The sequence below is a fragment of the Gilliamella sp. W8128 genome (assembly GCF_016100545.1).
In the GTDB taxonomy this organism is placed as follows: Bacteria; Pseudomonadota; Gammaproteobacteria; order Enterobacterales; family Orbaceae; genus Gilliamella; species Gilliamella apis.
Map to the genome: position 1 here is coordinate 29054 of NZ_JACFSE010000002.1, position 26732 is coordinate 55785.

General features: G+C 36.9%; 16 protein-coding genes and 1 pseudogene. 6 read left to right on the plus strand and 11 right to left on the minus strand.

Annotated features, from left to right (window positions below; all coding sequences use genetic code 11):
• Positions 1–11: 11 nt before the first annotated feature.
• Both thiE and thiD read left to right on the plus strand, forming a co-directional pair.
• Positions 12–653, plus strand: coding sequence for a thiamine phosphate synthase (gene thiE, locus H3U97_RS01780; protein ID WP_198197798.1), 642 nt, complete (start codon positions 12–14; stop codon positions 651–653).
• 11 nt (positions 654–664) lie between these two features.
• A complete protein-coding gene (gene thiD / locus H3U97_RS01785; RefSeq protein ID WP_198197799.1) occupies positions 665–1459 on the plus strand; it encodes a bifunctional hydroxymethylpyrimidine kinase/phosphomethylpyrimidine kinase in 795 nt (264 codons plus the stop codon).
• 97 nt (positions 1460–1556) lie between these two features.
• Here thiD and H3U97_RS01790 read toward each other — a convergent pair whose 3' ends face one another.
• From H3U97_RS01790 to H3U97_RS01810, 5 genes are all read right to left on the minus strand, one after another.
• Positions 1557–1763 carry a heavy-metal-associated domain-containing protein gene (locus tag H3U97_RS01790; protein ID WP_065614003.1) on the minus strand — a complete coding sequence of 69 codons (207 nt, stop codon included), beginning with the start codon at positions 1761–1763 and terminating at the stop codon, positions 1557–1559.
• Between the two features lie 317 nt (positions 1764–2080).
• Positions 2081–2332, minus strand: a complete 252-nt coding sequence (locus H3U97_RS01795; RefSeq protein WP_110448385.1) for a hypothetical protein — start codon at positions 2330–2332, stop codon at positions 2081–2083.
• 744 nt (positions 2333–3076) lie between these two features.
• On the minus strand, positions 3077–3349 hold the full coding sequence (locus H3U97_RS01800) for a hypothetical protein (protein ID WP_198197803.1): 273 nt from the start codon (positions 3347–3349) through the stop codon (positions 3077–3079).
• A gap of 992 nt (positions 3350–4341) precedes the next feature.
• Entirely contained in the window at positions 4342–4794 is a 453-nt protein-coding gene (locus tag H3U97_RS01805) for a hypothetical protein (RefSeq protein ID WP_198197805.1), read from the minus strand.
• Entirely contained in the window at positions 4784–5353 is a 570-nt protein-coding gene (locus H3U97_RS01810) for a hypothetical protein (protein WP_198197807.1), read from the minus strand. Before H3U97_RS01810 ends, H3U97_RS01805 begins: the two co-directional genes overlap by 11 nt.
• A gap of 360 nt (positions 5354–5713) precedes the next feature.
• Here H3U97_RS01810 and H3U97_RS11525 point away from each other — a divergent pair, with 360 nt between their 5' ends.
• Complete coding sequence (locus H3U97_RS11525; RefSeq protein ID WP_086362545.1) at positions 5714–5824, plus strand: SymE family type I addiction module toxin; 111 nt, start codon at positions 5714–5716, stop codon at positions 5822–5824.
• Between the two features lie 45 nt (positions 5825–5869).
• Here the strand turns inward: H3U97_RS11525 and H3U97_RS01820 are convergent, their stop codons facing one another.
• From H3U97_RS01820 to H3U97_RS01830, 3 genes are all read right to left on the minus strand, one after another.
• On the minus strand, positions 5870–6259 hold the full coding sequence (locus H3U97_RS01820) for a hypothetical protein (RefSeq protein WP_086361260.1): 390 nt from the start codon (positions 6257–6259) through the stop codon (positions 5870–5872).
• 12 nt (positions 6260–6271) lie between these two features.
• Complete coding sequence (locus H3U97_RS01825) at positions 6272–17857, minus strand: hemagglutinin repeat-containing protein (protein WP_198197809.1); 11586 nt, start codon at positions 17855–17857, stop codon at positions 6272–6274.
• 109 nt (positions 17858–17966) lie between these two features.
• Complete coding sequence (locus tag H3U97_RS01830; protein WP_198197811.1) at positions 17967–19670, minus strand: ShlB/FhaC/HecB family hemolysin secretion/activation protein; 1704 nt, start codon at positions 19668–19670, stop codon at positions 17967–17969.
• Positions 19671–20402: 732 nt separating this feature from the next.
• Here H3U97_RS01830 and H3U97_RS01835 point away from each other — a divergent pair.
• The 3 genes and pseudogenes from H3U97_RS01835 to H3U97_RS01845 all read left to right on the plus strand — a co-directional run bounded on the left by H3U97_RS01835 (position 20403) and on the right by H3U97_RS01845 (position 23811).
• A pseudogene (locus H3U97_RS01835) lies at positions 20403–21045 on the plus strand (RNA 2'-phosphotransferase).
• A 152-nt stretch (positions 21046–21197) separates the two neighbouring features.
• Entirely contained in the window at positions 21198–22370 is a 1173-nt protein-coding gene (locus H3U97_RS01840; protein ID WP_198197813.1) for a M20 aminoacylase family protein, read from the plus strand.
• A 16-nt stretch (positions 22371–22386) separates the two neighbouring features.
• The gene (locus H3U97_RS01845) at positions 22387–23811 is read left to right on the plus strand and encodes an MFS transporter (protein ID WP_232343713.1); all 1425 of its coding nucleotides are present in this window, start codon (positions 22387–22389) and stop codon (positions 23809–23811) included.
• A gap of 191 nt (positions 23812–24002) precedes the next feature.
• Here the strand turns inward: H3U97_RS01845 and mnmE are convergent, their stop codons facing one another.
• The 3 genes from mnmE to H3U97_RS01860 all read right to left on the minus strand — a co-directional run bounded on the left by mnmE (position 24003) and on the right by H3U97_RS01860 (position 26629).
• Entirely contained in the window at positions 24003–25364 is a 1362-nt protein-coding gene (mnmE, locus tag H3U97_RS01850) for a tRNA uridine-5-carboxymethylaminomethyl(34) synthesis GTPase MnmE (protein WP_086320491.1), read from the minus strand.
• A gap of 94 nt (positions 25365–25458) precedes the next feature.
• Positions 25459–26067, minus strand: coding sequence for a YdcF family protein (locus H3U97_RS01855; protein WP_086360289.1), 609 nt, complete (start codon positions 26065–26067; stop codon positions 25459–25461).
• A 10-nt stretch (positions 26068–26077) separates the two neighbouring features.
• Complete coding sequence (locus tag H3U97_RS01860; RefSeq protein ID WP_034901305.1) at positions 26078–26629, minus strand: DNA-3-methyladenine glycosylase I; 552 nt, start codon at positions 26627–26629, stop codon at positions 26078–26080.
• Positions 26630–26732: the final 103 nt, after the last annotated feature.

Consider the following 26732-nt stretch of genomic DNA (forward strand, 5'->3'; position numbering starts at 1 on the left):
AAGGATGTTTGATGAAAAAGCAACTTGATTTAACCCTCTATTTAGTCCTCGATCCGTTATTATGTGGCGGTATAGATGGTATGGTCACTACCACCAAAATTGCTGTTGAAAATGGCGTTACTGCAGTGCAACTACGTTCAGAACAAGAATACTCTGGTAAAAATTGGTATGACGCTGCACAAGTGCTCAAAGAAGTGCTAAGTAGTACCCAAGTTCCGCTATTTATCAATGACCATGTTGATATTGCTTTAGCCATTGATGCCGATGGCGTTCATATAGGACAAAGCGATCTCCCGGTCGACGTTACTCGACGCTTAATTGGCACAGACAAATGGTTAGGACTTTCAGTTTCAAATCAATCACAACTAGAGAATGTTCCTTGGCATTTAGTCGATTATCTTGGCATAGGACCTATCTATCCAACCACAACCAAAAAGGATGCCGCAGCTGCGACTGGCATTACTCAATTGAAAGAACTGGTTAAAGCGAAACAATGCCCTGCCGTGGCGATCGGTGGTATCGGCGTGAATAATTTAACCGAAGTAATCCAAACTGGCATTGAAGGTATTGCCGTTGTGTCGGCAATATGCGGACAAGCTAATCTTGCCAAAGCGACATCCGACCTAATCAGTAAAATAAAACTGGCAAAATAGGAAACCAAATCATGACAACAGTTGCATTAACAATAGCAGGCAGTGACCCTAGTGGTGGCGCAGGTATTCAAGCTGACTTAAAAGCATTTTCAGCACTTGGTGCTTATGGTATGTCAGTGATCACCGCATTAACCGCACAAAGTACGCAAGGCGTTAATGGTGTACATGCTATTCCCGCTGAATTTATTGAAGCACAGTTTAATACACTATATCAAGATATCCACATTGATAGTGTTAAAATTGGTATGCTAATGAATAAAGAGATTGTTACTACAGTTCATCAGCTATTAAACAATCATCCTATTGCCAATATTGTGCTTGATACCGTAATGATTGCTAAAGGCGGACATCCATTGTTAAAAGCTGATGCCGTTTCTGCTATTCGAGATCTATTATTACCATTAGCCACAATCATCACCCCTAATCTACCTGAAGCGGCTGCATTACTTGATTGTAGTGAGGCAAAAAACGAAGAGCAAATGCAACGACAAGGTTATGAGTTACTAAAATTGGGTTGTCAGGCAGTCTTAATGAAAGGCGGACATTTGCCAAGTCAAGAAAGCCCTGATTATTTAATCACTCACGACAACATCATTAGAATGACATCACCGAGGATCGCAACGAGAAATACCCATGGTACAGGTTGTACCCTCTCTGCAGCAATTGCAGCCTTGTTACCGAAACATCATTTAGAAGAAGCGGTTAAACAAGCCAAAAAATACCTACAAGGCGCTATTGAACATGCAGATAGTTTAAAAATTGGTAAGGGAATTGGGCCTACTCACCATTTTTATCAATGGTGGTAGAAGTATACAAAAACTGTTAATCGATGATTTGATAAAAGTACTCTCGAAGATTTAGGCGATGAGATAATCGCCTAAAATTTAATAACGCTAAATACTGTTAATAAGCAATACCGACAAACTCAAATCCCGCTTCATTAATTGCTGCAATTGCCGCTTCTTGCGAGATAGTACCACCATCAATATCAACTTCATGCTTAGCTAAATCAACAGTAACTTTCGCTTTAGGATCAATATCATTAATTGCTTTAGTAATGGTTTTAACACAATGCTGACAACTCATATTATCGACTATTAATTTCATCATTAACCCCTTTTGGTTATTTAATAATTTACCGATAAATTATCAATGGCAACAGATAGAAAAATTAGATTATTCTTTAAATAAAACAAATCTGCTAGCTATTACCATTAATGAATTAAAATTTAATCTTTATATTACGCCAAAACAAACTAAAACCAAGCCTACTTGGAAAAATTAATTAACCTAATTTTAACAGCCTTGCCTAGATTAAGTTAAACATATCATACTGTTATACAACTAATTATCATGATTGGGATAAAAGTTATAGTATTAATTACTCGTTATAATAAAAAAATCCCAGTTGTTAAACTGGGATAATATTATTTGCCAAAAATTTTAATTCCGTAATGGAAGCATTCATAACACCAAACACCTAATGCTAAAGGAAACCAAATACAAGCTGCTTTACCAGCTAAACATATATCATGAATACCAAATTCAAAAGCTATATCATATTTAATCAACAATATTAATGAGATGAGCAAGCGCATTATAATAATTAATAAAAATCCCATGAAAGGTAAAAAGATTAAATAATTTAATAATACTAAATATTTCTTATTTTTTTTCATGATTATTTTCTCAATATTATCTTGTACACTATCTCCAACAAAAGTAGAAATAATGCTTTCGAGTGTAGCGCTATACTATGAGGCTAGTTTTCGCTCAGCTATATTTCTTTTTCCAGTTCCTAACTGTGAATTTCTTTTGTTACCAACTAATTATGCTGGTAAAAGATCTTTTTATTGAATTGTAATGAATGTACATATCCACTACCTAACAGTGCAAATTACTGTGACAGAAATTATCTTTTACCGTGAGTAAAACTCCTTACTCCACATATAAACATAACCATCTGATATTCCTTCTCCTGTAGCTACGCTTTTAACATTTTGATTAACTCTTATTAAGTTAAATATCTATTGCCTTTTTAATCCAAATTATAACTAGAAACAGGTTTATCTCCATAACCTATTGATATTTATATATTCATAATACTTCCTAATATCTTTATAGCTATTTTTCACTCATATTTTTACTGCGAGCAACAGCTGTAGCAATATCATCTATATCGCCAACTCTAGTTACACTAGATCTACTACTATTTTCACTTTTATATGCTTCTGGTTCTTATTTTTACATAAATAATAGTTTTAGTTTTGTTGATGCTAATTTTTGCTCTGTTGCTACTAATTCTGTATTGATATCTCCATAGCTAATCAATCGGTCATGCATTTTAGTCATCAATAAATTGAAACCTTATGCAGCTAAACACAGTGCTCGGCTTGACGAGACTGTTTATTGATAGGAATAAACTAAGGTAATTTATCTCGCTCTAATAATTGCATCTGATTAATACTCAAATAGAAAAAAACCGATGAGAAATGAATATCTCTTATTTCATAAGTAGTAGGTAATAGATGGATGTCAGGCGATGAAGGTATTGATGAATATTGAAGAACTTTATCACTTTTTCTTTTCTGGATAAGTTGTTGGTCACTCAGTTGTTGCGTTGGTGATGGTTCAGCTAACGCAACAAACGAGGGTAAGATAATGGCCCCCCAAAGAAATAAATATTTTTTTATCATTAAATTCATCATATTGACTACGAGACAACATCACATAAAAAAGATATGAAACCATGTTAACAACAAAATACTGGAAGATCCATGAATAAATTTGATATATATCAATTTATAATATCTTTTAATGTTTTATTTATATTAATTATTTGATTACCTTTTTCTTTTTATAAAAATCAGTAATGAATAAGATTAGGATTGTTTAATAACAACTCATTAGCAACTCTAAACTCTGCACAACAACCTTATCTATTTCCACATGAAGTCTTAATACCTAATCCCCCTAATTTCAGCATAGGCTTGTAATTAAGGGGCTATCTTAGCAGGAACAACCCCATTTGATACAGTAACTATCTTACCTTTTAATGGATCAACAGCTCCAATTGCTGTCGCTGGTTTAAGTCAGTTTCACTGTTATATTTGCTTGAATGGAATTACTTCCTACTACTTTTGTTTCGGATCCAATAGAGCTGGAGTTAAAACTTATCTCCTTCCGTTAATTTTGAGATGGTTTATTGAGTTTGGCTTTGTAAAAATAATTGAGGAGTGTATACCGTCTTATTGATATTTGAACTTTATGATGGAAAAGGTGAACATTTGATAGCACCTCTTTGTCTTTGTATGTAGACATTTTGAAATTTTTCAGCTCAAGTTGAAAAAATTGCTTTATATTTTATGACAAGCTAACTTACAAAATCATGAAAAACTTAATTATAATTTTATTCACAGATGTTTAGTATTAATTATTTAAAATCCAATCACCAATAGGATTGCCACCTTTATCAAGATGATTCTATAATCTTTATTTTTAAATATGTTACCTTTTTCGTAATAATAAGTAATACTTCTAAAATCCTCTGCTTTTAGCCGATAGGACTTTTATGCAGGTCAGGTTGTATTGGTTAAAGTTGAGCAAGACCAACTGATTATCAGACTTGCTATGTAGTTCAAGAAAAACGATAAAAGCTCCCCCCCGCTGATTAGGCGGGCGCGCGCCATTACTCATCTACCGGATAAAGCTCTTTTATATATTGTTCAACAAAAGGCTTTAATTCCTCTACAGGATAGACTTCTTTTCGCTGTACTAGATAAGCATCATCATAAATTACTCTGGCCTCGAGTGCTTTGGCTAATATATACCCTATTACTACAGAAAATTTTAATTCATTTTCTCCTCGGGTTTTTATACCCACCATAATAGGCAAATCGATTTCAGCTTCATATCTAAATTCAGGTTGAAAATAATCAAAAGTTATCCAACAAAAATATCCATGCTGATGGTCTTGTATATATACAAATTTATCTGATAGATTAATACCTTTGCTTGCAGATAGTCCGACAGATAACTGCCTTCTTGGTAACGAATATACCTTAAAACCATCAACTATAATATCCAATAATTCTTCAAAAGAAGGTGTTTTTTTAATTGGAAACATGATTTCATAGGCCATTACTTACTCCCTTTGTAATTGAATCACCGGTGACATTTAACCAACCGTCCTGAGTTTTGATATATATATTATTTACCGTGCCTTCTTTAGTAATGTTGGATACCGGTGAGCCTGGTTTAAAACGATCAATCATTTCTTTCATACTAACTCCTGTTTTAGAGGCATCTATATATAAATCCCCTTTATAGCCTGCTTTTGCCATATCATTTGCCCCGCGAACAATATTATTTCGTATTGAGTGGATACTTTGACCCTGAACTTCTTTTAATTGCACAGGAACCCCATTTAACCAACCATCAATACCGGCTTGACTTTTCTCAGTAGTTCCTTTAAATGTTCCACCTTTGTACTCAACAATATCTAAGGCCTGTTTGTACTCATGATCAAGAAGCTCATTTCTAATTACCGAACCTTGTTTACCCGGAGGTAAAGCGGGTAACTCAGAAGCAGCATTTCCAGCTTGTCCCGCTCCACTCGTCCCCTTTCCGGCAGTATTACTAGCTTTATTTGCTGAGCCTACGTCAAGAGCGTTTAGTTTATTCTCAGCTTCTTGAACCAATTGACTAGCTTTTTTTGTATCGCCTAGTTTTAATGCCGCTTTTGCTTCTTTTAAGATCTTACCTGCTTCATCACCTAAACCAGGTATTAATCCAACTGATGCAATAGTATAATCAATAATATCTTCAGCTTCAGCAAATGCTTTTGCATCACCTATTTATTAAAGATTGGTTTGAGTTTGCTATGGGCATTTTCGGTATCATGACTGAGTTCATTAATATCTTGTGTTTGTTTATCTTGGTCACGAATGATTAACTCACCGTCACTGATTGCCGCATGGGTAATATTCGAGGCTTCATCGTTATGGTCATAAATGGTTGGTTACAGTCCCAACGACTAGCAATTCAACCTTAAACCGCAACTGACCATTAAAGGCCGCTGGCTGGAGCAACTTGGGTTTTATCCCGGATTACCTGTCACCATTAAGATTGAACAGGGCAAGTTGGTGGTTGAACTTGCGATGCAGATCTAAAAATAGATAAGAAGAGCTCCGTTGGTTAGGTGGGAGATTTACTATCTACCACCACTTAGGATAATTAATAAATTCATTTTTGATGACAGAGTAAACATCATCAGTAATTTTACTGCTATAATCTGCAGTCATAACATTTCCTTCAGGATCTCGTCTCTTAATTGACCATGCAAACTCTATGAACTCATTACTTTTTATTATCTTTATTATAAAAGTATCATCCATATCATTTAATATAGTGTTTTTTCCCTCATTAAGCCCTTTAGAGAATCGATCCCAGACGCTACATTCAATCCAAATTTCTCCACTATATGCTAAAAGATGAGTGAACTGATTTATATTAATATCAATTTTGAATTTAATTGACGGTAAATAATCATCTATTTCTATCTCATTAAAAATAATCTTGATAGGATCACTTAAATTAATACTCATTAATACTCCTACTTATTTAACTGGTCGAGCATGAATTACTGCAGGAAGCTCACCTAGTTGACGAGGTGGTGCTAATTTTAGCTCCCAACCGCCGATTGTAATTAACTTATTATATTCAACGCCATTTTTTGTTGCTGAATTAAGAGCCCCTTGCAAACTGTTCAATTGTTGTTGTGACGATAACCTTACAGCTTCTGGTGTGTAGTCTTTCGCTTTAAATTGAGCATATTCGGCAATATGTTCTGTTGCATTACCATGAATCCATACTTTCTGCCCATTAGGTAAAGTCATCTCAAATGATTTAGGGATAACTGAACCAGGGTAATTCGGTTGAGTTGCCTTCACTGAATCCCATACGGTACCAGTTGTTCCATTATTTATGTTAGCACTCGTCCCCTTTCCAGCAGTATTACTAGCTTTATTTGCTGAGCCTACGTCAAGAGCGTTTAGTTTATTCTGAGCTTCTTGAACCAACTGACTAGCTTTTTTTGTATCGCCTACTTTTAATGCCGCTTTTGCTTCTTTTAAGAGCTTACCAACTACATCACCTACACCAGGTATTAATCCAACTGATGCAATAGTATAATCAATAACATCTTCAGCTTCAGCAAATGCTTTTGCATCACCTATTATTGGAGTAAAATCAAGGAGTGTATTTTCTATATTAGCTAAAAGTTCACCGGCCTCTTTATAGGGTTCTATAATTTCTTTCTGAATTTCAGCAGACTGCTCAAGTATAGCGTGTTCACGTGCATTGTCATCTAAATTATTACAAATATCATCTGTATAGCAATTGTATTGAGCTTTCATTTTTGACTCTGAAAAAAAGAAATCAAAACCAAGATTCTCTCCATTATTCTCAACCGCATTTTTACTACTACTTATAGCTGCGCCAGCATCACCAACACTACCACCGGCAGCTACTGCCAGACCTGCTGCTAATTGCGATAGTGCGCTGATGGTTTGTTTTTCTTCTTCGGTTAAATCTTTGACTTCTTTGCCATACAGTTGTTTGCGGATGATATCTGCCGCAACTTCACCGGCCACGGCACCGGCTCCACCGGCTAATCCTGAGTTGCCTTGTAGCTCAGCGACTACTGCGCCAAGTATTGCATGAGCAATTAAATTGCCGGCAATATCATCGGTTTGCCATTTACCATCCTTATCTAGATGGCCGGTGTGCAGTTTTATCTGCTCAGCCAGCCATGGCGCACTGGCGCCAGCAAGACCGCCGGTCATATCGCCGGTGATAATGCCGGTAATAATTGATACGGCTGAGTCAACGCCTTTACTAAAGTCATTGCCCATTTTGCCATCTTGCGAGTCTTTACCGGCATCTTTATGAATAGTGCGTTCAAGCTCTTTAACCTGTTCGCCTAACTCTTTTAAGCTAGTAACAATGTTTAATCTGGTCTGCTCATCCTCTTTATTAAAGATTGGTTTGAGTTTACTATGGGCATTTTCGGTATCATGACTGAGTTCATTAATATCTTGTGTTTGTTTATCTTGGTCACGAATGATTAACTCACCGTCACTGATTGCCGCATGGGTAATATTCGAGGCTTCATCGTTATGGTCATAAATGGTTGGTTGACCACTGGTTGGTGAAAAACCGCCACTATCCTGTCCTTTACTTACCCCAACCGAGCCAGAGATGCTGCTGACATCATATTCCGCTTTGTTCTCAATATCAGTAAAGCCTATAGTGCCGGTATCTAAGCGATTTTTTGACGAGTCAGCTTTCGAGGCTATCACCGCGCCATTTAATTGGGTATGTTCGCCCACGGTAATATCATAACCACCACTGCCGGCAAATATGCCCGATTGCTCGTTAACCGATTCATAATCACTTTTCATTTTATCTTGGGCAAAGTTAGCACTAGCACTACTTGCTCCATAGCAAAATGGTGGTACGCAGATGCTGGCACTCGCACCAACAGAGGTGTGTTTAGCATCGTATTTTTCTTTATCTTGTTCACTACTGATGGTTAAGTTGCGACCAATATCAGCAATGACTTGCTCACCAGATAACTCCGCGCCCGTTAAAATAACATCTCGACCACTCTGGATGTTAAGTGTATTACTGGCGGTGATGGTGCTGTTGTGATTGATATCACTGGTACCGTTTTCTTTACCTTTGGATTTACTGGCGGCTAACTCAATTGAAAAACCATTTTGCCCACCCACTAATCCAAAGCCAACACCGGCTCCGTAGTGACTGCCTGAATCGGTGCTTTTCAGTTTTTCAGTACTGTGGGCAGCATCAAATTTGATATCATTCCCCGCATTGAGATTGATGTTTTGCCCGGTAATATCAACGCCTTTCCCTTCAATGTTCTCTTCTGCATTGATATTCACATTTTGACCGGCATGGATCACCGTGCCAGTTTGAGCATTGCTATGATACTCTGTTTTTTGTTTTGAGTTATCTGCCGTTACACTTACATTGACTTTAATTAAAGAGGCAGAACCACCATCATTAGCATTAGCATTATTTTCAGCATTTACTGTTGGTTGGTTTATTTCCGCTGAGGAATCAGCCGCCGTTAAATTAGCTTGTGCGGCATTCACCCCAGCTTGTGCCATATAAATCGCCGCTAAACGTTTGTCTTCCTTATTTTCAATTGCTTTGGCGGCCTTTTCAATTGACTGTGCCGCTGTAACCGCATAGCCGGAGGTGGAAACCGTGACACCATATTGTTTATTACTGCTCTGCGTTTTTTGGTGCAGACTGTCTTCACTGGTTTCCATAATGACATTTTTACCCGTGAGGTTGACAGATTTACCGGCACTAATATCAACACCCGCCAGTTTAACATCATCGCCTGCAACGACATTAATATTGCCTTTTGTACTGTTAAGTCCACTGCGGATATTACTTTGGGTTGCTTTATCTTCTAACTCTTTATATCGTGAATGTTGGTAACCCACTGTGCCACTATAGCCATCGCCACCAAGCTCACCAATCACTTTATGGTAACCTTTATTTTCACTGTGTGATTGATTGGTGCTGGCGCTAATATCTACATCGCCTTTTGCTGCATGTAAATTAATATCATATTGCGAGTTTAATAGACTTCCTTTTATGTCGATATTGCCCTCACGGCTATTGATGGCAATGTTATTTGCCGTGAGCGTGGAAGCATTTTGACCCACTACATCACTATTACTTCGATTACCAGAGCTTTCACTACCATAAGGTAAGATACCCGCACCATGATTTGGACTGCCGTTGATAAATCGTACCGATGAACCCGCTGTCGGCGACGCTGTCGTGGCACTCCAATTTTTACTCGTTGTTTTACTGTGCTCCGATTGTTTATCTGCCGAGGTTTCAATAGCAACATGACGATTAGCATCGATAATAATTGCTTCTCCTGCGGTTAAGTCACTTCCTTTAATGACGACATCGCCATGCGTTAGTTGCCCTTGTGCATCTCTTTCCTGACTATTAGTGGCATGAAGCTGTATATTGCCAGCAGCGGTTAATGTACTACCACTACTATATTCACCGTGTAAGCTTGATTGACTCTTCGTTGATGATTTATGGTACGAAATCGGTGATGAGACCGGGTTACCTATATCCATAGCTAATGCAGCCAGTTCACCGGTAAATTGTTTAGCTTTTTCAACTTTACCGCCCGAGGATTTGAAAATATCTCGCATATTTTGCACACTATCCGTTATTGGATTGCTAAACGAAATACCCACTCCCGAAGATTTTGATTTGTAAGTCTGCTTTTTATCAACAATATCTCGACCCGGAATAATTAAAATATCTTCACCACTGATGTCTATATGACCGGTGGCGCGTTTATCATCACCTTCTGCTCGACCGGCAATAATGTCACTGCCACTAATGGTTACTTGTTTATTGGCCGAGATAATCACATTACCACCGGAGGTACCGACTAAACTGCCTGCTTGAGATTGATTAACTTCATTAGAGGTTGAGGTAGCCTTGGTTGATTGCGAACCAACACTTATTCCTTTTGAACTTGTTGATACTCCAGATGTTTTTGTTTTTTGTTTCTCATAGCGGTAATAAGTTTCATCTGCCGCTTCAATATTTACATTATTACCCGCATTGAGGTAGACATCTTGCGCCCCTATTACCATGCTGCCCGATATATCTAAATCATGCCCTGCTTTTATTGTTACACTATTGGCACTTAGTTCACTTCCTTTAGAAGTATTATTATCTATTACTGTATGTGAACTACTTTTTGTTTTACTCAAAAAGCCTTTAGATTTACTTTTATGAAATTCATCTAAATCAAAGTGCTCTTTTGAAGCTTCTATACTGATATCATTTCCTGCTTGTAAACCAAGGTGGTTACCGGTAGCAATGTCTACGGTTTTAGCTGTTATATCGTTACCAGCAGTTAACTGAACATTATTAGCCGCTGTAATTTGTGTACCTACAACGCTTTTTTCGTTTGTTCTGCGATAATCTTTTTTACTGGTAATATCAAATTTTTCTTCCAGCTCTGCGGTAGTAAAGCCTATGTTATGGCCAGCTTGTAACCAAGTGTTACCTTCGTTGCCATTATTGACAATATAACCGGCTTTTGCATTAATATCGTGACCGGCATCAATCAAAATATTGCCATTATTCACCAAAATCGTACTGGCCTGATCAATATTGGTCAGCCGATTTCGATCGCGGGTTTGGGTACGCGTGCTTGATAATAAATTAATATCGTTATCGGCTGATAAATAAACTAATTTGTCACCAAATAGGTGACCCAAATTGGTAATATCATTTTCGGCTTCAATTTGAATTCGGTCACCATAGATGGTCCCTTTGTTAGTGACATCATGGCCTTGTAATAACGCATCTTGTTTGGCGGCAATTAAGCCGGTGTTATTGAGTTGTTCACCTTTAACAAAAATATTGTCACCCGCAATTAATGCGCCATCAGTACCTAATTGAGGTCGGTTAACCATATAGACTTGTGGTACAAGTACCTCAGTTGGTTGACCATTTACCATAATGCTTTTTTTCACTAACAAGACGATATCGTTGGTTAACGCCCGCATTTGTTCGCCGGTTAATTCCACCCCAATTGCAATACCAAATTCTTTAGCAAAACTGATACCCGCATCCATTAATGCCTGATATTGTTCCATATCAGATTTATAGCCGTGCAAGTAACGGTGACCGGTTAAGCCAACAATTTGTTGTTGAATAAGTTGTTGTTCATAGTAACCATCACCCAAACGTTTTAATACTGAATCTGGGTTGCCACTTAGACGATTAATCATATAATCAGAACTTAACCATTTTTTACGGTTAGTAAAACGCGGATCGGTTTCAACAATATAATTTTTGTCAATCTCTTTATTGACTATCCATAAGCTATTATCTGGTAAGGTTAAGTCCGGCTCATAAACACTAATGGTTTTCGATGGTGTTATGTCATTGCCGGCTTCAGGTAGTGTCGATTCATCAACGGCAGGGGGATTATTTTCCTGATGAGGTAAATCCTCTTCAATAGTTGTTGTCGGTTTTGGCAGAATCGACGTAATGGTGCCTGGTTGATGGTTGGCATCAGTTTTGATATGAGTTCTATCTGATTGATTTGAATTAATGGCAATACTTTGTGCTGAAACCACTTTAGCTTGTTGGGTCAGTGTATCATTGACGGTTTTATCCACCGCAACTTGGTTATGTTTGTTTTCAACATTCACTTCACTGTGTGGTTGCTCAGTCAATGATGTTTTTTCAACAATTTGATGGTCGACAATATTTTTATTTAATGCATTATCAACGAAAATTTCATCGGCTTTATTATATTCACCTTGATAGTAACAGCCATATTTGTCCTGCTTATGCCTTTTATGTAGATAAATACTTCCTGAATACACATATTTAGAGACTGCTTCTTGAGCATGATTATTAAGTTGGGTTGCATTAATATTGACCGTGTTACCCGCAACTATTTTACTGTCTTGATTATTAATGGTTTGTCCGTGAATAATCACATTACCCGCAGCACTGATTTTACTTGGATCTGTCTCTAAAATAACGGTACGGTATTTATGTTTAATGACATTAAATTCCCATGAGTCGGCAACACCATTAATCCCTTTTGATGGAACACTCATTCGTTGTAAACTACCCGAATGCCGTAAATGCTCAGGAATATCATTCCACCAATAAAAACATCGTTTATGGCTTGCACCACTTTGACAAGCTATACCGGGCATATGTTTCGAATGGATACGATATGTCACTTCATTAGGTGAGTATTTATCTTGACCATTCCCGCCTGAAGTTTGGAAGTAGGTTTCGGTTTCAGGTGGTTCATCCGTTGGACGCATTTCAGTAACAATATGATCATTCATATTATTAAGTTCATTAGTCGCTATATATAAATCACCCTGTGCTTCAATCGTGGCTGAGTGGTTATTAATTTGCTTGGCAGAGCCAGTCACACTCCAGTTTTCATCCAGTTCACCGCCAATCACAAAATTACCTAAACTAAGTAATTGGGCATGGGCATAGTTATTTAACGTACCCACACCTAAATGGAAATTTTGTCGAGCTGCAATGACTGGAGCCATGTTATTATTTGCCAGATTATTTAATATATTGGCATGAATAGCTAAGTTATCTGCATAAATTCGGCCACCGGCTAAGTTATCTAATTGATGGGTTCGCATCACCGCTGTGGTTGCATCAATTAACCCGTGATTTGTTACATTTTGGTGTTTTAACGACAGATATTCAGCACTAATTTCAGCGTGTTGTTCATTGGTTAACTGCTGGCTTTCTAAGGAAACTTGTTGACCTGCGGTAATTTTATTTTTATTAACAATATCTTTTTGTGTGCGAATCGCTAAATGCCCATTTGCAGACAATTCACTTTCATTAATAAAACTATCTTGTAAATTCAGTGATAAATTATTTTGGCTTTTCATGGTACCATCACCACGATATGCTTTAGTTTTTAAATAGATATCATTGGCCAGTAAGTGTCCATGACGGTTATCAAAGTCTTGGGCATTGATTATCAGATTTTGATTGGCGGTTAATTTGGCTTGTTGGTTGTTTAAATCATCAATTTCAAGCACGATATTATTGGCCTGATATTCAGATGCTTGATTATCAAGTGAGTTTGCTTTGATATCTATCAGTCCATTGGTTTTTAATGTCGCCGATTGATTTATCACATTTGCTGATTTTAAAACTATACCCTTATTAGAGAGTAAGTTAGCCTGTGAATTGTCGATATGATGGGTTGATTGAATATCTATCAACCCATTTGCGGTGAACTGCGCATCACGATTATCTAAACTCTCAGTGGCTTTTAGTTTGATATCGTTTTCCGATAATATTGTCGCTTGCTGATTATTTTGCTCAGTTGCGTCAATCGTGATATTGCCTTTAGCCTGTAATTCGGCATGTTGATTGTTTAACCGGTCAGTATGAATATGCAAGGCTTTTTCAGCAATCATTTTAGCATGTTGATTATCCATGCTCTGGGTGTCGATTGTTAAATCCCCTTTAGAATAAAGCTGCGCTTGCTGATTATTCAGGTTTTGGCTGGTGATATTAAGCCCTTTATCACCCGCGAGCAGTAATGCTGACTCATTATTTAGCTGATCGGCTTTTAACACTATTTGTGATTGGGATTGAAGTGCTGCTTTGGTATTATTCAGTGTGTTGGCATGGATCTGAATATCCTTTTCAGCAACAAAAATAGCTTGATTATTATCAATGTTTTGACTGTTAATCGTAATTTCATCCGCTGCTTTAATCACCCCTTCACGGTTAATTAAGTGATTTGCTGCTATGATAACAGATTGGTCACTAAATAGTTTTGCTTGGCTGTTATCAAGTTCATCAGCATCAATGGCTATAGTTTCTTTTGCACTAAGCACGGCATGCTGATTGTCAATTTGCTTAGCATGGATATTGAGTGATTGATGACTGGCTAATTGAGCAGCTGTATTGGCTAACTGCTGCGCATTAATGCTGATGGCTTTTTTAGCTATCCATTTGGCTTTATTATTGTTAAGTGTTATGGCGCTGACGTTGATATCCCCCTCTGCGCCTATTTCACTCTCAGTTGTATCTATCGTGTCAGCGTGTATGGTGATGTCTTGGTCACTGATGAGTGAGGCTTTATCATTCTTTACGGTTTGTGCGGTAATATCAATATTTCCTAAACTGTAAATGTCTGATGCTGAGCTATTAAGTGTGTTGGCATTAAGCTGCATATTTTTTAGTGACGTTAGCTGTGCCTCTTGCATCGACAACGTTTGTTCACCGACAATGTGCATGTTACCTTTACTGGCAATTTTTGCTTTATTAAGCGAAGCATCTTGGCTATTAAGATTGAAATCACCTTCAGTGAGATAATCCGCTTCATCACTGGCTAATGAATCGGTTTGGATATCAATGCCTTGCGTCGCTTTAATTTCACTCTTTTCATTATTAATAATGTTACTTGTAACGTTTATTTTACCACCAGTAAAAAATGTACTATGTTGGTTATAAAGATGCTGAGCATTGATAGCGATAGATTGATTACTGGATAACTGGGCATGAGTATTACTTATCACATTAGCATGAATATCAATGTCATTTTCAGTGATAAGTTTGGTGTTATCATTAAATAATTGATTATTGGCATTAATAGTTATGCCGTCTTTAGTCTGAATCTGCGCTGAGGTATTATCAATATCTGTTGCATTAATAATCAGACGACCATCAGTTAATAATACCGTCTCTTGATTATTAAATTGTGTAGCATCAATATCAATATTTTGTTTGGCTTCAAGGATCGACTTTTGATTATTAAACTGATTTGCAAACAGTGAGATAGTACTTTCACTTAACCAATTTGAATGTTGGTTATTCAGTGTTGTTACGTCTATATGCATACCCGATTTTGCATACATCTTTGATTCTGCAGTATCGGCTTGCTCGGTTTTAATCTTTAATTGTTGATTGGTAACAAGCTGTGCTCGATTAAATGCCACAAAGGCTAATGCATTAATGATTATATCTTTTGCGGACTTAATAATGGCATCATCCGCATGAATATTGGCAGCAGTAATTGCAATTTGGCCATTAGATAGGAGTTCACTTTCGTTTAATTGTTGATGTTGCCCTTTTAATGTAATATCACCTTTCGAACCGACATAGGCCTGATTTAAATCGATTTTATCACTATTAATTTCAATTTGCTGGTCTGAATATAACGTTGCTGATTGGCCATCAAACTGTTCACTGGCCGTTAATTTAAGGGCTTGCTCGGCTTGTAATACGCTATTTTCACTGGCTAATTGTTTGCTATTAATAGTTAATGACTTGCCTGAAATTAAATCGCCATCATTGTTATTTATTGTTAGCGCCCGTATCGCTAATTCACCTTTTGATACAATGAGGCTTGATTGATTATCAAATAAACCTGTTATATTGATGGTGGTGTTATGACCACTTTGCCATTTTGCGTTGATATTTTGTAATTTATCACCAGTAAAGATTAAATCTTGACCACTGACTAAGACGGTATCGTTGTTATTTAAATGCGTAAATAGATAATTAATCGAACCCGTTGCTTTTAATTGACTTGATTGGTTGTCAATGTCCTCAGCTTTAACATTGATATCCTTGTCAGCAATCCAACGTGATTGTTTATTCTGTAGTGTTTTAGCGGCAACATCAAGATAACCTAACGCACTGATTTGTGAATAATTTAACACTAAATGATTCGCCTTGAGTGATAACGCATCAGTGGTCAGTAGTTTAAGATATTGTGCATAAAGGTTATTGGCATTGATATGAATTGACTTCTTCGCTTGTAAATCCGCTTGGTTAGCCGATAAATTTTGTGCCTTAATCTTTAGGTCTTGTTCAGTAATAAGTGCAAGCTCATCAGCATTGATGTTGCCAGCGGAAACAGTGATAGCATCTTTAGCACTTAACGCGGCTTTTTGCATATCAATATCATCGGCATCAATGGTCAATTTGCCATATGTCAAGATGTTAGCGGCTTGACTTTGCACATGATTTGCCTTCACTGCAATATCTTCTTCAGCAATGAATGTGCCATTGTTATTGGTTAATGTTTCGGTTGATACAACAATCCCTTTTTTGGTTTGCAATGTGGCGTTGGAGGTATCAATTGATGCGGTATGATTTAAATTGAGTTGTTGCTCAGTTTGTAAATGTGCTGATTTAATCGAAAGTTGGTCACCAATCAGATTTATCTCATTGGCATACGTTTGGCTATCATCAAGATTAATGGCTTGCTTGGCCTTTAATGATAATTTGTCACCGGCTTTATTTTGACCGTTTAAGGCGATGACATTAGCATCGGCGTTAATATGACCTGATTGCGTCAGCTTACCTTGTGTATCAATACCCGCAATGATGGCACTTTTTTGTTGACTATGGATGTTATTGGCACTAAGTTTTATATCTTTTTGTGCAATTAACGTTCCATCATTATTAATGGTTTTACCACTATTGAGTTTAATATTTTGTTTACTGTAAATTTGTTTTTGATTGTCAATATTATCTCGGCTACTGATTTGAATATCTTTTGTCGCCTGTACCGCACCGCGGTTAGTAATTTTACCCTCGGCACTAATACTAATATTGTTGATGCTGGCACCTAATTCACCTGCATTATGCACACCGACCCCTTTTTCGGTGCCCACCATGCGTATTGAGCCAGCATACATTCCGCCAAATTGCGAGACATCAATAGATACCTCGGGTCTTTCACTTGAATTAGTATCATCTAAAGGTTCAACGGTTTGGCTGTCTTGACTAACCCTATTTTTCCCCGTTACCACATTAAGCTCATTTGCCCAAATAGCCGAGTTGACTGATACAGTATGGGAAATTAAATCGGTATAGCTTTGCTCTGAACTATCTAATCCTTTTCCGGTCACCGTAATCTTACCTTGCTCAACTTGATAACCGGTTAAGTCACCATTTTGTAGAATAGGTTTACCGGTCGTGAGTGTTGAGCGACTGGCATTAATAAAGCCACAACCATTACAGGTAATACCCGATGGATTGGCAATGATAACTTGTGCCTTTTGACCAGCAACTTCAAGTACACCATTAAGTTGACTTGGGTTACGAGAATTGACCTCATTTAAAATGATTTTAGCCGGTCCACTGTTTTTTAAAAATTCATTACCTTGTACATGACCCGCAATTTGTGTTTGACTGATTTTACTGCTGTTGTTTAATATCGCCCCTTGCTGTGCAACATCAAATTGCCGATATTTATTGTGGGAAACCCCTTTATTATTTGGCGTTTGAATATTGACTTGTGTAATACCGTTAGCGGTATTAATCACTTGCGGTTGTTGATGTTTCGCGGCTTGTTTATCGGCAACAATATTGCTGGCACCATAAACGGGTGAGCTGAGGGTGACAAAACCTAACGAAAGAGATACGAATAAGGTTATCGGTTTAAGTGTGTAAAAAAGTGATTTGATAGCGGGTAGTTTTTCATCCGTAGCTGTTTTTTCTTTACCACCTGATGTTTTAGCGATTTCCGCTACCACCATTTGTAAACCACGCTTTTTATTAAAAATAACTCGATATAACTTCTTATTCATCATCTATTCCTTACTTAATACTGCTTATTCTTGTTTTAGATTGACTACGGTAAAACGTTAGGACTTGCTTTTGTTTGTATTTATTGCTTCGTATGAGTAAATAATTATTTTAATAGTTCCAGTTAACATTAAAGCCCAATGTTAATGGGTTGGTTTTAAAACCTTTTGGTTTGCGGATTGGTTTACCGGCAAAGAAATCATAATAAAAACCATAATTATTTCCACGAATACCGACCACGCCACCGGTTAAGTGTCGACCTAGTAGGTACTCACTTTTATTGCCCGACACTTCACCCGTATCGATACCTAGATACGGCTCATGATTAAATGGCCCTTGCCAGGAAAGCTCATTACGCAAGTACCATCCACGGTCTGCTTTTAATGTTAATTCCCCATCAAAACCACGTACAGACCAACGGCCACCAATTGAAAATTGGTCTGGTGAAGTTAGGTCATCACCACGGGTATATTGGCCTTGATAGTCTAAACGATAGCGAAACGATTGCTCTTTCACTTTAAATGGCACATTGGCGGAGAAATTAACCAGAAAAATATTTGACAATGCACTGCTGGTATCTTCAGGATTGTCTTCTTCGGGGGCTTTTTTGGCATTAAACCAACGAACCCCTTTTTGATAGCTAACACCCACATCTAAAGTCATATCGTCAATATAATGTCGATGTTGTAACCCTAATTGCCAATGCGTAGTTTTACGTTGTTGGAGCTCCATGTCAGTGTCATTAATATAGTTATGGGATTCACGAAGGGTTATGCCATAACTTAAGGTTGTTTTTTGTGATTCATTACGATGAATTACTCGGCTGATTTGTACATTAGCATTGCGGCTGCGACCACTATACTCAAAATTCTCATTTTGACCGGCTATCGTTTGATGGTATTTATTGCCGGATAATGATGCACTCAGTAACCAATAGCCATAAGGGATAGAATAAGATAAGAGGAAGTTACGTGATCCATATTTTCCTTTACCATTAATATCGTGACCACCGGAGACATAAAACGCATCGCTTAAGGATAATAGATTGTCTAAATATAAAGTCGCACCAGCTTGGTCTCGGCCAGTCGCTTTTGTCCCCGAATCATCAACCGATAACCCTAATCGCCACATTTTGCTTTGCTTTCGCGTGATAACCACATCACTTTCCCCAGGTTTGTCACCCGGTAGCAGTTTCATTTGGCTGGAAACTGTCGGTAACCGTTGTAGGTTTTCCAGACCTTGTTCGATATCACGTAAGTTAAGGGGTTGATTTTCTCTTACTGGCATTGCGCTATACAATTGAGCATATTTATCACTATCATCACTGTAGTAGAGTTTTCGCACTTTGCCTTCCACTAACAATAGTTTTAATGTGCCTGACGTTAAATCTTGCTCAGGCGCTACCACGCGAGTGGTGATATATCCATAGCTAATTAAGCGGTCTTGTATTTTGGTCATCAATAAATTGACACCGTCTACACCTAAACAACGGTGCTCGGCTTGACGAGCCAGTTTATTGATAGGAATAAACCAAGGCAATTTATCTCGCTCTAATAATTGCACCTGATGAATATTGAAACATAATGATTCAGTTGGAAAATTGATGTCACTTGTTTCATGAGTAGGTGGTAATAAATGGATGTCAGGTGCAGAAGGCGTTAGTGTATCTTGAAGGGCTCTATCACGCTCTTGTTGGCGGAGCAGTTGTTGGTCACTCAGTTGTTGCGTTGGTGGTGGTTCAGCTAACGCAACAAACGAGGGTATGATAATGGCACCCCAGGCAAATAAATATTTTTTAATCGATAAATTCATCATATTAATTACAAAATAACATCACATAAAAATAGACACAAAGACCATCCTAACAACAAAATACAGGGAGATCCACGCGAAAAACCGATATATATCAATTTATAATTTTTTTTAATAATATATTCAATGTTATTCGTATTGTTTATTTCAATTAATTATTCGATTAACCGCTCCTTTTTTATAAACACCAGTAATAAATGTTTCGGGGATTTCGCTTAAATTTATAAATATATTTATTCTATTAATCAAATGGTTACTCTGACTTTATGTTTATTTTTAGTACAGCGTGGTTAGATGAGTGACAACAAAATGACGAAGATATATTGATGATAAAGCTAGGATATTTATCATTTAAAATAATCCTTTTTGCCTTTTGGGAATTAAATAATAGTAATTATCATTTAATAAACCATTGCGCCTAACTTCAGTTTTATGAAAATAAGTTTGCATTCTATTAAATATACTATGCCAATTTAACCGTTGAAGAAATATCCGGAATTTATTATAAGTAAGAATACTTAAAAAAACCATCTTGTCAAAATTATCTGCGATGTATTCTGTAGCATTATTAAGCTCATCAAAAGCTACAAAACTGAAATTAGATTCATATTCAATTAAGGAATCTACAGAGACCATTTCTTTATTACTATTTAATATTTTTATCAATATACCTTGTATTACTTTTAATAAAAGATAGAATCCAACTTATGATTTAATAGTACAAGTGTTTAGCGCATGAGCAAGAAGTCAAATAGAAAGCGCACAAGTAAAGATTTAGAGAACACTAGTAAGTTTTTAAGCTATGTTTTAAGGCATAAACCAGAATCTATTGGTATCACATTAGATAGTAATGGTTGGATTGGAATAGATGTTTTAATTCGGCAAGCGAATAAACATCGACAACCACTGTTGCAAGATTTAATTAGCCAAGTCGATATAACTAGTGATAAAAAACGCTTTACTCTGTCGGAAGATGCCTTGAAAATACGTGCAGCCCAAGGACATTCGATTAATCAAGTAAATATAGTACATATAGAAAAAATCCCACCTGAATATTTATATCATGGTACAGCAACCCGTTCTGTTGATTCAATCATTCAACAATGTTTGATTGCAGGCGGACATCATTATGTTCATCCTTCAATTGATAATAAAACAGCTATAACCGTTGGTTTACGTCATGGAAAACCAGTTGTCTTAAGAGAAGTTCTTTAACTATGTATCATAAGGTATTGAGTTTTATTTAGCCGATAATAAAGTTTGGTTAATGAATAATGTGCCAAGTCATTTTTTCGATCAGACTATTACCTCAATGCAACTTCGTTATAACAATTTTCAAATATTACCGTATAGAAATCATCGACATTCACAAGAATAGCGGTTATTGTATATTTATTCATCTAAGCTGTTTTACTGATTAAGTTGTTTGCAGGTTTTAAATTTAATCATAATTTTAATTATAGTTTAGATTTGTAGTTCCCTTCTTTTTATTTTTTTCATAACGATATTCAGGTTAATTAGGAGCCTAAAATGCAGCATATTATGGAAACGATTAGAAAAACAGAGCAAGAGTTTATTGATATTCGCCATCAAATTCATCAACATCCTGAATTAGGTTTTGAAGAACATAAAACCAGCGATTTAGTGGCAAGTAAATTGGCTGAATGGGGCTATGAAGTACATCGTGGTTTAGCTAAAACCGGGGTAGTTGGTGTTTTAAAAAATGGCACTAGTGATAAAAAAATTGGTATTAGAGCCGACATGGATGCGCTACCTATTATTGAAGCATCAGGAAAACCATGGAGCAGCCAAACCCATGGCAAATTCCATGGTTGTGGCCATGATGGTCATACCACTATTTTACTGTGCGCAGCTAAATATCTTGCCGAAACCCGTCACTTTGATGGCACTTTACATGTCATTTTTCAACCAGCTGAAGAGTTGTTATATGGTGGTAAAGTAATGGTTGACGACGGTTTATTCAAACAATTTCCTTGTGATGTTATTTTCGGTATCCACAACATGCCAGGTTTTAAAGAAGGTCATTTCTATTTCAAAGCCGGCGCACTTATGGCCTCATCCGATACCATTCATATCAAGATTAAAGGCAAAGGAGCTCACGGTGCCATGCCTGAACGAGGAATTGATGCCACGCTTGTCGCTTGTTATATCGGCACCGCCTTGCAAAGTATTGTTTCTCGTAATGTATCACCATTTGAGCAAGCCGTTATCACGATTGGTTGTATTCAATCAGGTGAAGCGCCAAATGTGGTGAACAGCGATGCATTAATGAAGTTAACGGTTAGAGCACTGGATAACGATACTCGTGCTTTATTACTTAAACGGATTAGCGAAGTTGCCACTTCACAAGCGGAAAGTTTTGGCGCCTCAGTAGAAATTGAGCATGTCAATGGTAGTCCGGTTTTACATAATGGAGCAGATGCAACCAAATTTGCCTTTGATGTTGCCCAAAAATTAGTTGGCGAAGATCGCGTGCATGATAATTGTCATCCTTTTATGGGCAGTGAAGATTTTGCTTTTATGTTAGAAAGTAACCCCAATGGCTGCTATATGATTATAGGTAATGGCGATGAACCGGGTTTTTGTAGTGTGCATAATCCTGGATATGATTTTAATGATAACTGTATTGTTATCGCTGCATCATATTGGGTGGCATTAACTGAAAGCTATTTAAACATATAAGGATTAATGTGCAGCTATGTCAAATTTAAATATGTCAAATACTCAAAATTCAGCCATAGAGCAGTTTAAAAATCATAACCGGTTAACATTCGGCATTGTATTAGGGGTGATTACTTTTTGGCTTTTTGCTCAGTCTATTGTCAATGTCGGGCCGGCTGTACAACATAGTATCGGTATTACACCTGCATCGTTCAATCTAGCTGTCAGTTTAACCGCTCTGTTTTCAGGTTGTTTTATTGTCGTTGCTGGCGGATTAGCTGATCGCTTTGGCCGTGTTCGTTTTACCTATTTAGGTTTTATTTTAAGTATTATTGGTTGTCTTTGTTTGATCTGCGCACAAGGTGAAGTGCTGTTTATTACTGGTCGTATTATCCAAGGTTTATCTGCTGCCTGTATTATGCCATCGACTTTGGCGTTAGTGAAAACCTATTATCAAGGTAAAGATCGTCAGCGCGCATTAAGTTTTTGGTCAATTGGCTCTTGGGGTGGTTCAGGAACTTGTGTACTTGCCGGCGGGGCAATAGCCACTTATTTAGGTTGGCAATGGATTTTTATTATCTCAATCATCTGTGCTTTGTTAGGTATGCTGTTATTGAAAGGGACACCAGAAACTAAGATTGACGATCCATCAAGTTTGCCTAAATTTGATTATGTTGGGTTATTCGTTTTTGTTATCACTTTAGTTACGTTAAACCTTGTCATCACCAAAGGATCTACTTTTGGTTGGACTAGTGTAACGACATTATCACTCGCTATGATCTGTTTGGTTTTTCTGATTTTATTTTTTGTTATTGAAAATCGCAAAGCGAATGGCGCATTTATAGATTTTTCACTGTTTAAAAACGTCCCTTATCGTGGTGCTACCTTATCTAACTTTCTGCTCAATTCTGTTGCCGGTACATTAATTGTTGCCAGTACTTATACCCAACAAGGAAGAGGCTTTACCCCTTTCGAAAATGGATTATTGACCATTGGTTATTTAGTTTCGGTTTTATGTATGATTCGAGTAGGTGAAAAAATCTTACAAAAAGTCGGAGCCAAAAAACCAATGTTACTCGGGCCGTTAATTACCGGTACGGGTATTGCCTTGATGACACTGACTTTCTTACCCAACATGTTTTATATTATTTCGGTGTTAGCCGGCTATATTTTATTGGGTCTTGGCTTAGGCTTTTATGCCACACCATCAATTGATACCGCAATAGCTAGTGCTCCGGAAGATAAAGTTGGTGTTGCATCAGGAATATATAAAATGGCAAGTTCATTAGGTGGTGCATTCGGTGTGGCGATTTCGGCATCAACTTATGCTGCAATTATTGCCAATGAGCAAAGCATAGCGACAGCAGCAGCAATTGGACTGTGGATTAATGTTGGCTTTTGTCTGTTATGTTTTGTTTCAATTTTAATTTTAGTACCCAATAATGCCGGCAAGAATAAATAAGTTAGCATAGGTTGTTTATCATTTTAAATTAGGGATAAATCTTTTCGCATCTATCCCTATTTTTTAATTAAAACTTTTATAAAAATACAATTTTTACAACTCTGAAAAATAAACCCATATAACTTAAAAAATTATATGGGTTTTGAAATAGAAAAATCTGTTTGAAATGTTTAGTTATCTGTAGATAAAACTTATTTGCCAATACAGAATGAACTGAATATTCGTCCTAATAAATCATCAGAAGTAAATTCACCTGTAATTTCACTTAGTGCTTCTTGAGCTAATCTTAGTTCTTCCGCCAATAGTTCACCAGCATGGAAGGTGGTAAGTTGATATTGACCATTATTTAAATGCTCTGCTGCTTTCTCAAGTGCTTGCAGATGTCGACGACGAGCCAGAAAACCACCTTCGGTGCTACTAGTAAAGCCCATAACCTGTTTGAGATGATCACGTAATAATGTAATACCTTCTCCGGTTCTTGCCGATAGTTGAATAAGACAATAGCCATTTTGTTCACTATAACCTAATGGTTCACCAGTTAAATCAGCCTTGTTGCGAATAACTGTGACAGGTATGTTTTTCGGTAAACGTTCAATAAATTCTGGCCAGAGTTTTTCAGGATTTGTCTCATTAGTTGTTGTACTGTCGACCATAAATAATACTCGATCGGCTTGATCAATCTCTTGCCATGCTCGCTCAATACCAATACGTTCAACTTCATCGCTAGCTTCACGTAAGCCGGCCGTATCGATTATATGTAAAGGCATTCCATCAATATGGATATGTTCACGTAAAACATCGCGCGTTGTTCCAGCTATATCCGTTACGATAGCGGCATCTCGTCCTGCTAATGCATTAAGTAAACTTGATTTACCAGCGTTAGGTCTACCCGCTATGACGACTTTCATACCTTCACGTAATAATGAACCTTGTTTAGCTTCTTGACGGACTTCGTTTAATCGTTGTATGACTTGCTCAAGTTCTGCCGCTATTTTTCCATCAGATAAAAAGTCTATCTCTTCCTCTGGAAAATCAATAGCTGCTTCAGTAAAAATACGTAGATGAATTAATGCTTCAACCAGTGTATTAATTTTTTTAGAAAATACCCCTTGTAAAGAAGATAAGGCTGATTTTGCTGCTTGCTCAGAGCTGGCATCTATTAAGTCTGCAATCGCTTCGGCCTGAGCTAGATCCAATTTATCATTTAAGAAAGCTCGCTCTGAAAATTCGCCCGGCCTTGCAATCCGCACACTAGGAATATCTAAAATGCGTTTTAACAGTAGATCTAAAATAACTGGACCACCATGCCCTTGTAGTTCAAGCACATCTTCACCCGTAAATGAGTGTGGATTAGGAAAAAATAAAGCAATACCTTCATCTAAGGTTGTACCATCCGATGCTAAAAAAGGTAAATAATGCGCATAGCGAGGCTTAGGTAAAATACCTAACACTGCTTTAGCAACATCTTGCGCTTTAGGGCCCGAAACACGCAATATTCCCACACCGCCACGACCTGGAGGTGTCGCTTGTGCAACAATTGTATCTGTATTCATATTTATCAATTTTAATTTAAATAGCAATGGTTAATCATACCACGACAACTATTAAAAATCTGTAAAGTGAAATAGTCTAAAGCAATGAAACCGATTAATTATCATTTTTAGTTTCAACATAATCTAATGGATGATCAAATAGCCATGAGTTAAGTATAGCTAATGGTTCTCTTATCATGGCGATATATTTATCAAAATTGCTATAACTTAATGGCGCTGACAAACCGGAAATATTATCAATATTAGATCGTTTAGCTAACATGATTGAACGTAAAATATGGAAATCATTAGTCACCACAACTGTCTTGCCCAATGGTAAAACTTGATTAGCATAGACAAATTGCTGTGCCGTTCGTCTTGATCTATCTTCTAAATAGACCCTGGAAGATTCGATACCTTTTTTGATTAAATAATCAGCCATCACACTCGCTTCAGTCGCTGATTCATCACTCCCCCGCCCTCCGCATACAATTACTTTTGTATTGGGATTATCTTGCAAATAATTAAATGCAGTATTCAAGCGAATTTGTAACGTTAAAGGAGCTTGTGCTGGTGTGCCAACAACTTGTGAACCTAATACCACCAGAGTATCAGCATTGGCTGCTGGTTTTTGGTGAGCATAAATAAAAATAATAATATTACAAATAACAAAATAAAATAGTATTAATATCAGTAACCATCTAATTAATTTAATGATTATCATATAATACCTCTCATTTTTTAAAACAATTTTCAAAATGGTCGTCAACTAATCCCATTGATTGCATAAATGCATAACAGATCGTTGTGCCAACAAAAGAAAAACCTCTCTTTTTTAGTGCTTTTGACATTCTATCTGATATTTCGGTGCTAACTGGAACTTCACTTATATCATTAAAGTGGTTAATTATAGGTTTACCATTAACAAAGGACCAAATAAATTGAGAAAAATCCTCATTATTACTTTGCATAGCTAAGTAGGCATGAGCATTTTTTACAATGCTATTAAGTTTTAGTCGGTTACGAATTAATCCTTCATTTTCAAGTAATGATTCTATATCAGCCGCCGTTAATTGGATAATTTTTTGCGGTTCAAAATTGAAAAAGCATCGACGATATTCATCTCGTTTTTTTAGAACTGTAATCCACGATAATCCTGCTTGCTGGCCTTCAAGACAGATTTTTTCAAATAGCTTTAGACTATCATATTGTGGATTCCCCCATTCCTTATCATGATAATCAATATATAACGGGTCATTTGTCACCCAACTGCATCGTTTTGTCATTATTATTTCATCCTTATGTTTCAAAAATATTATACGTGATAATTGAATAAAATTTTCATTTAATATCATTTTTTATACTGATTATAAATCAAACAGACATATC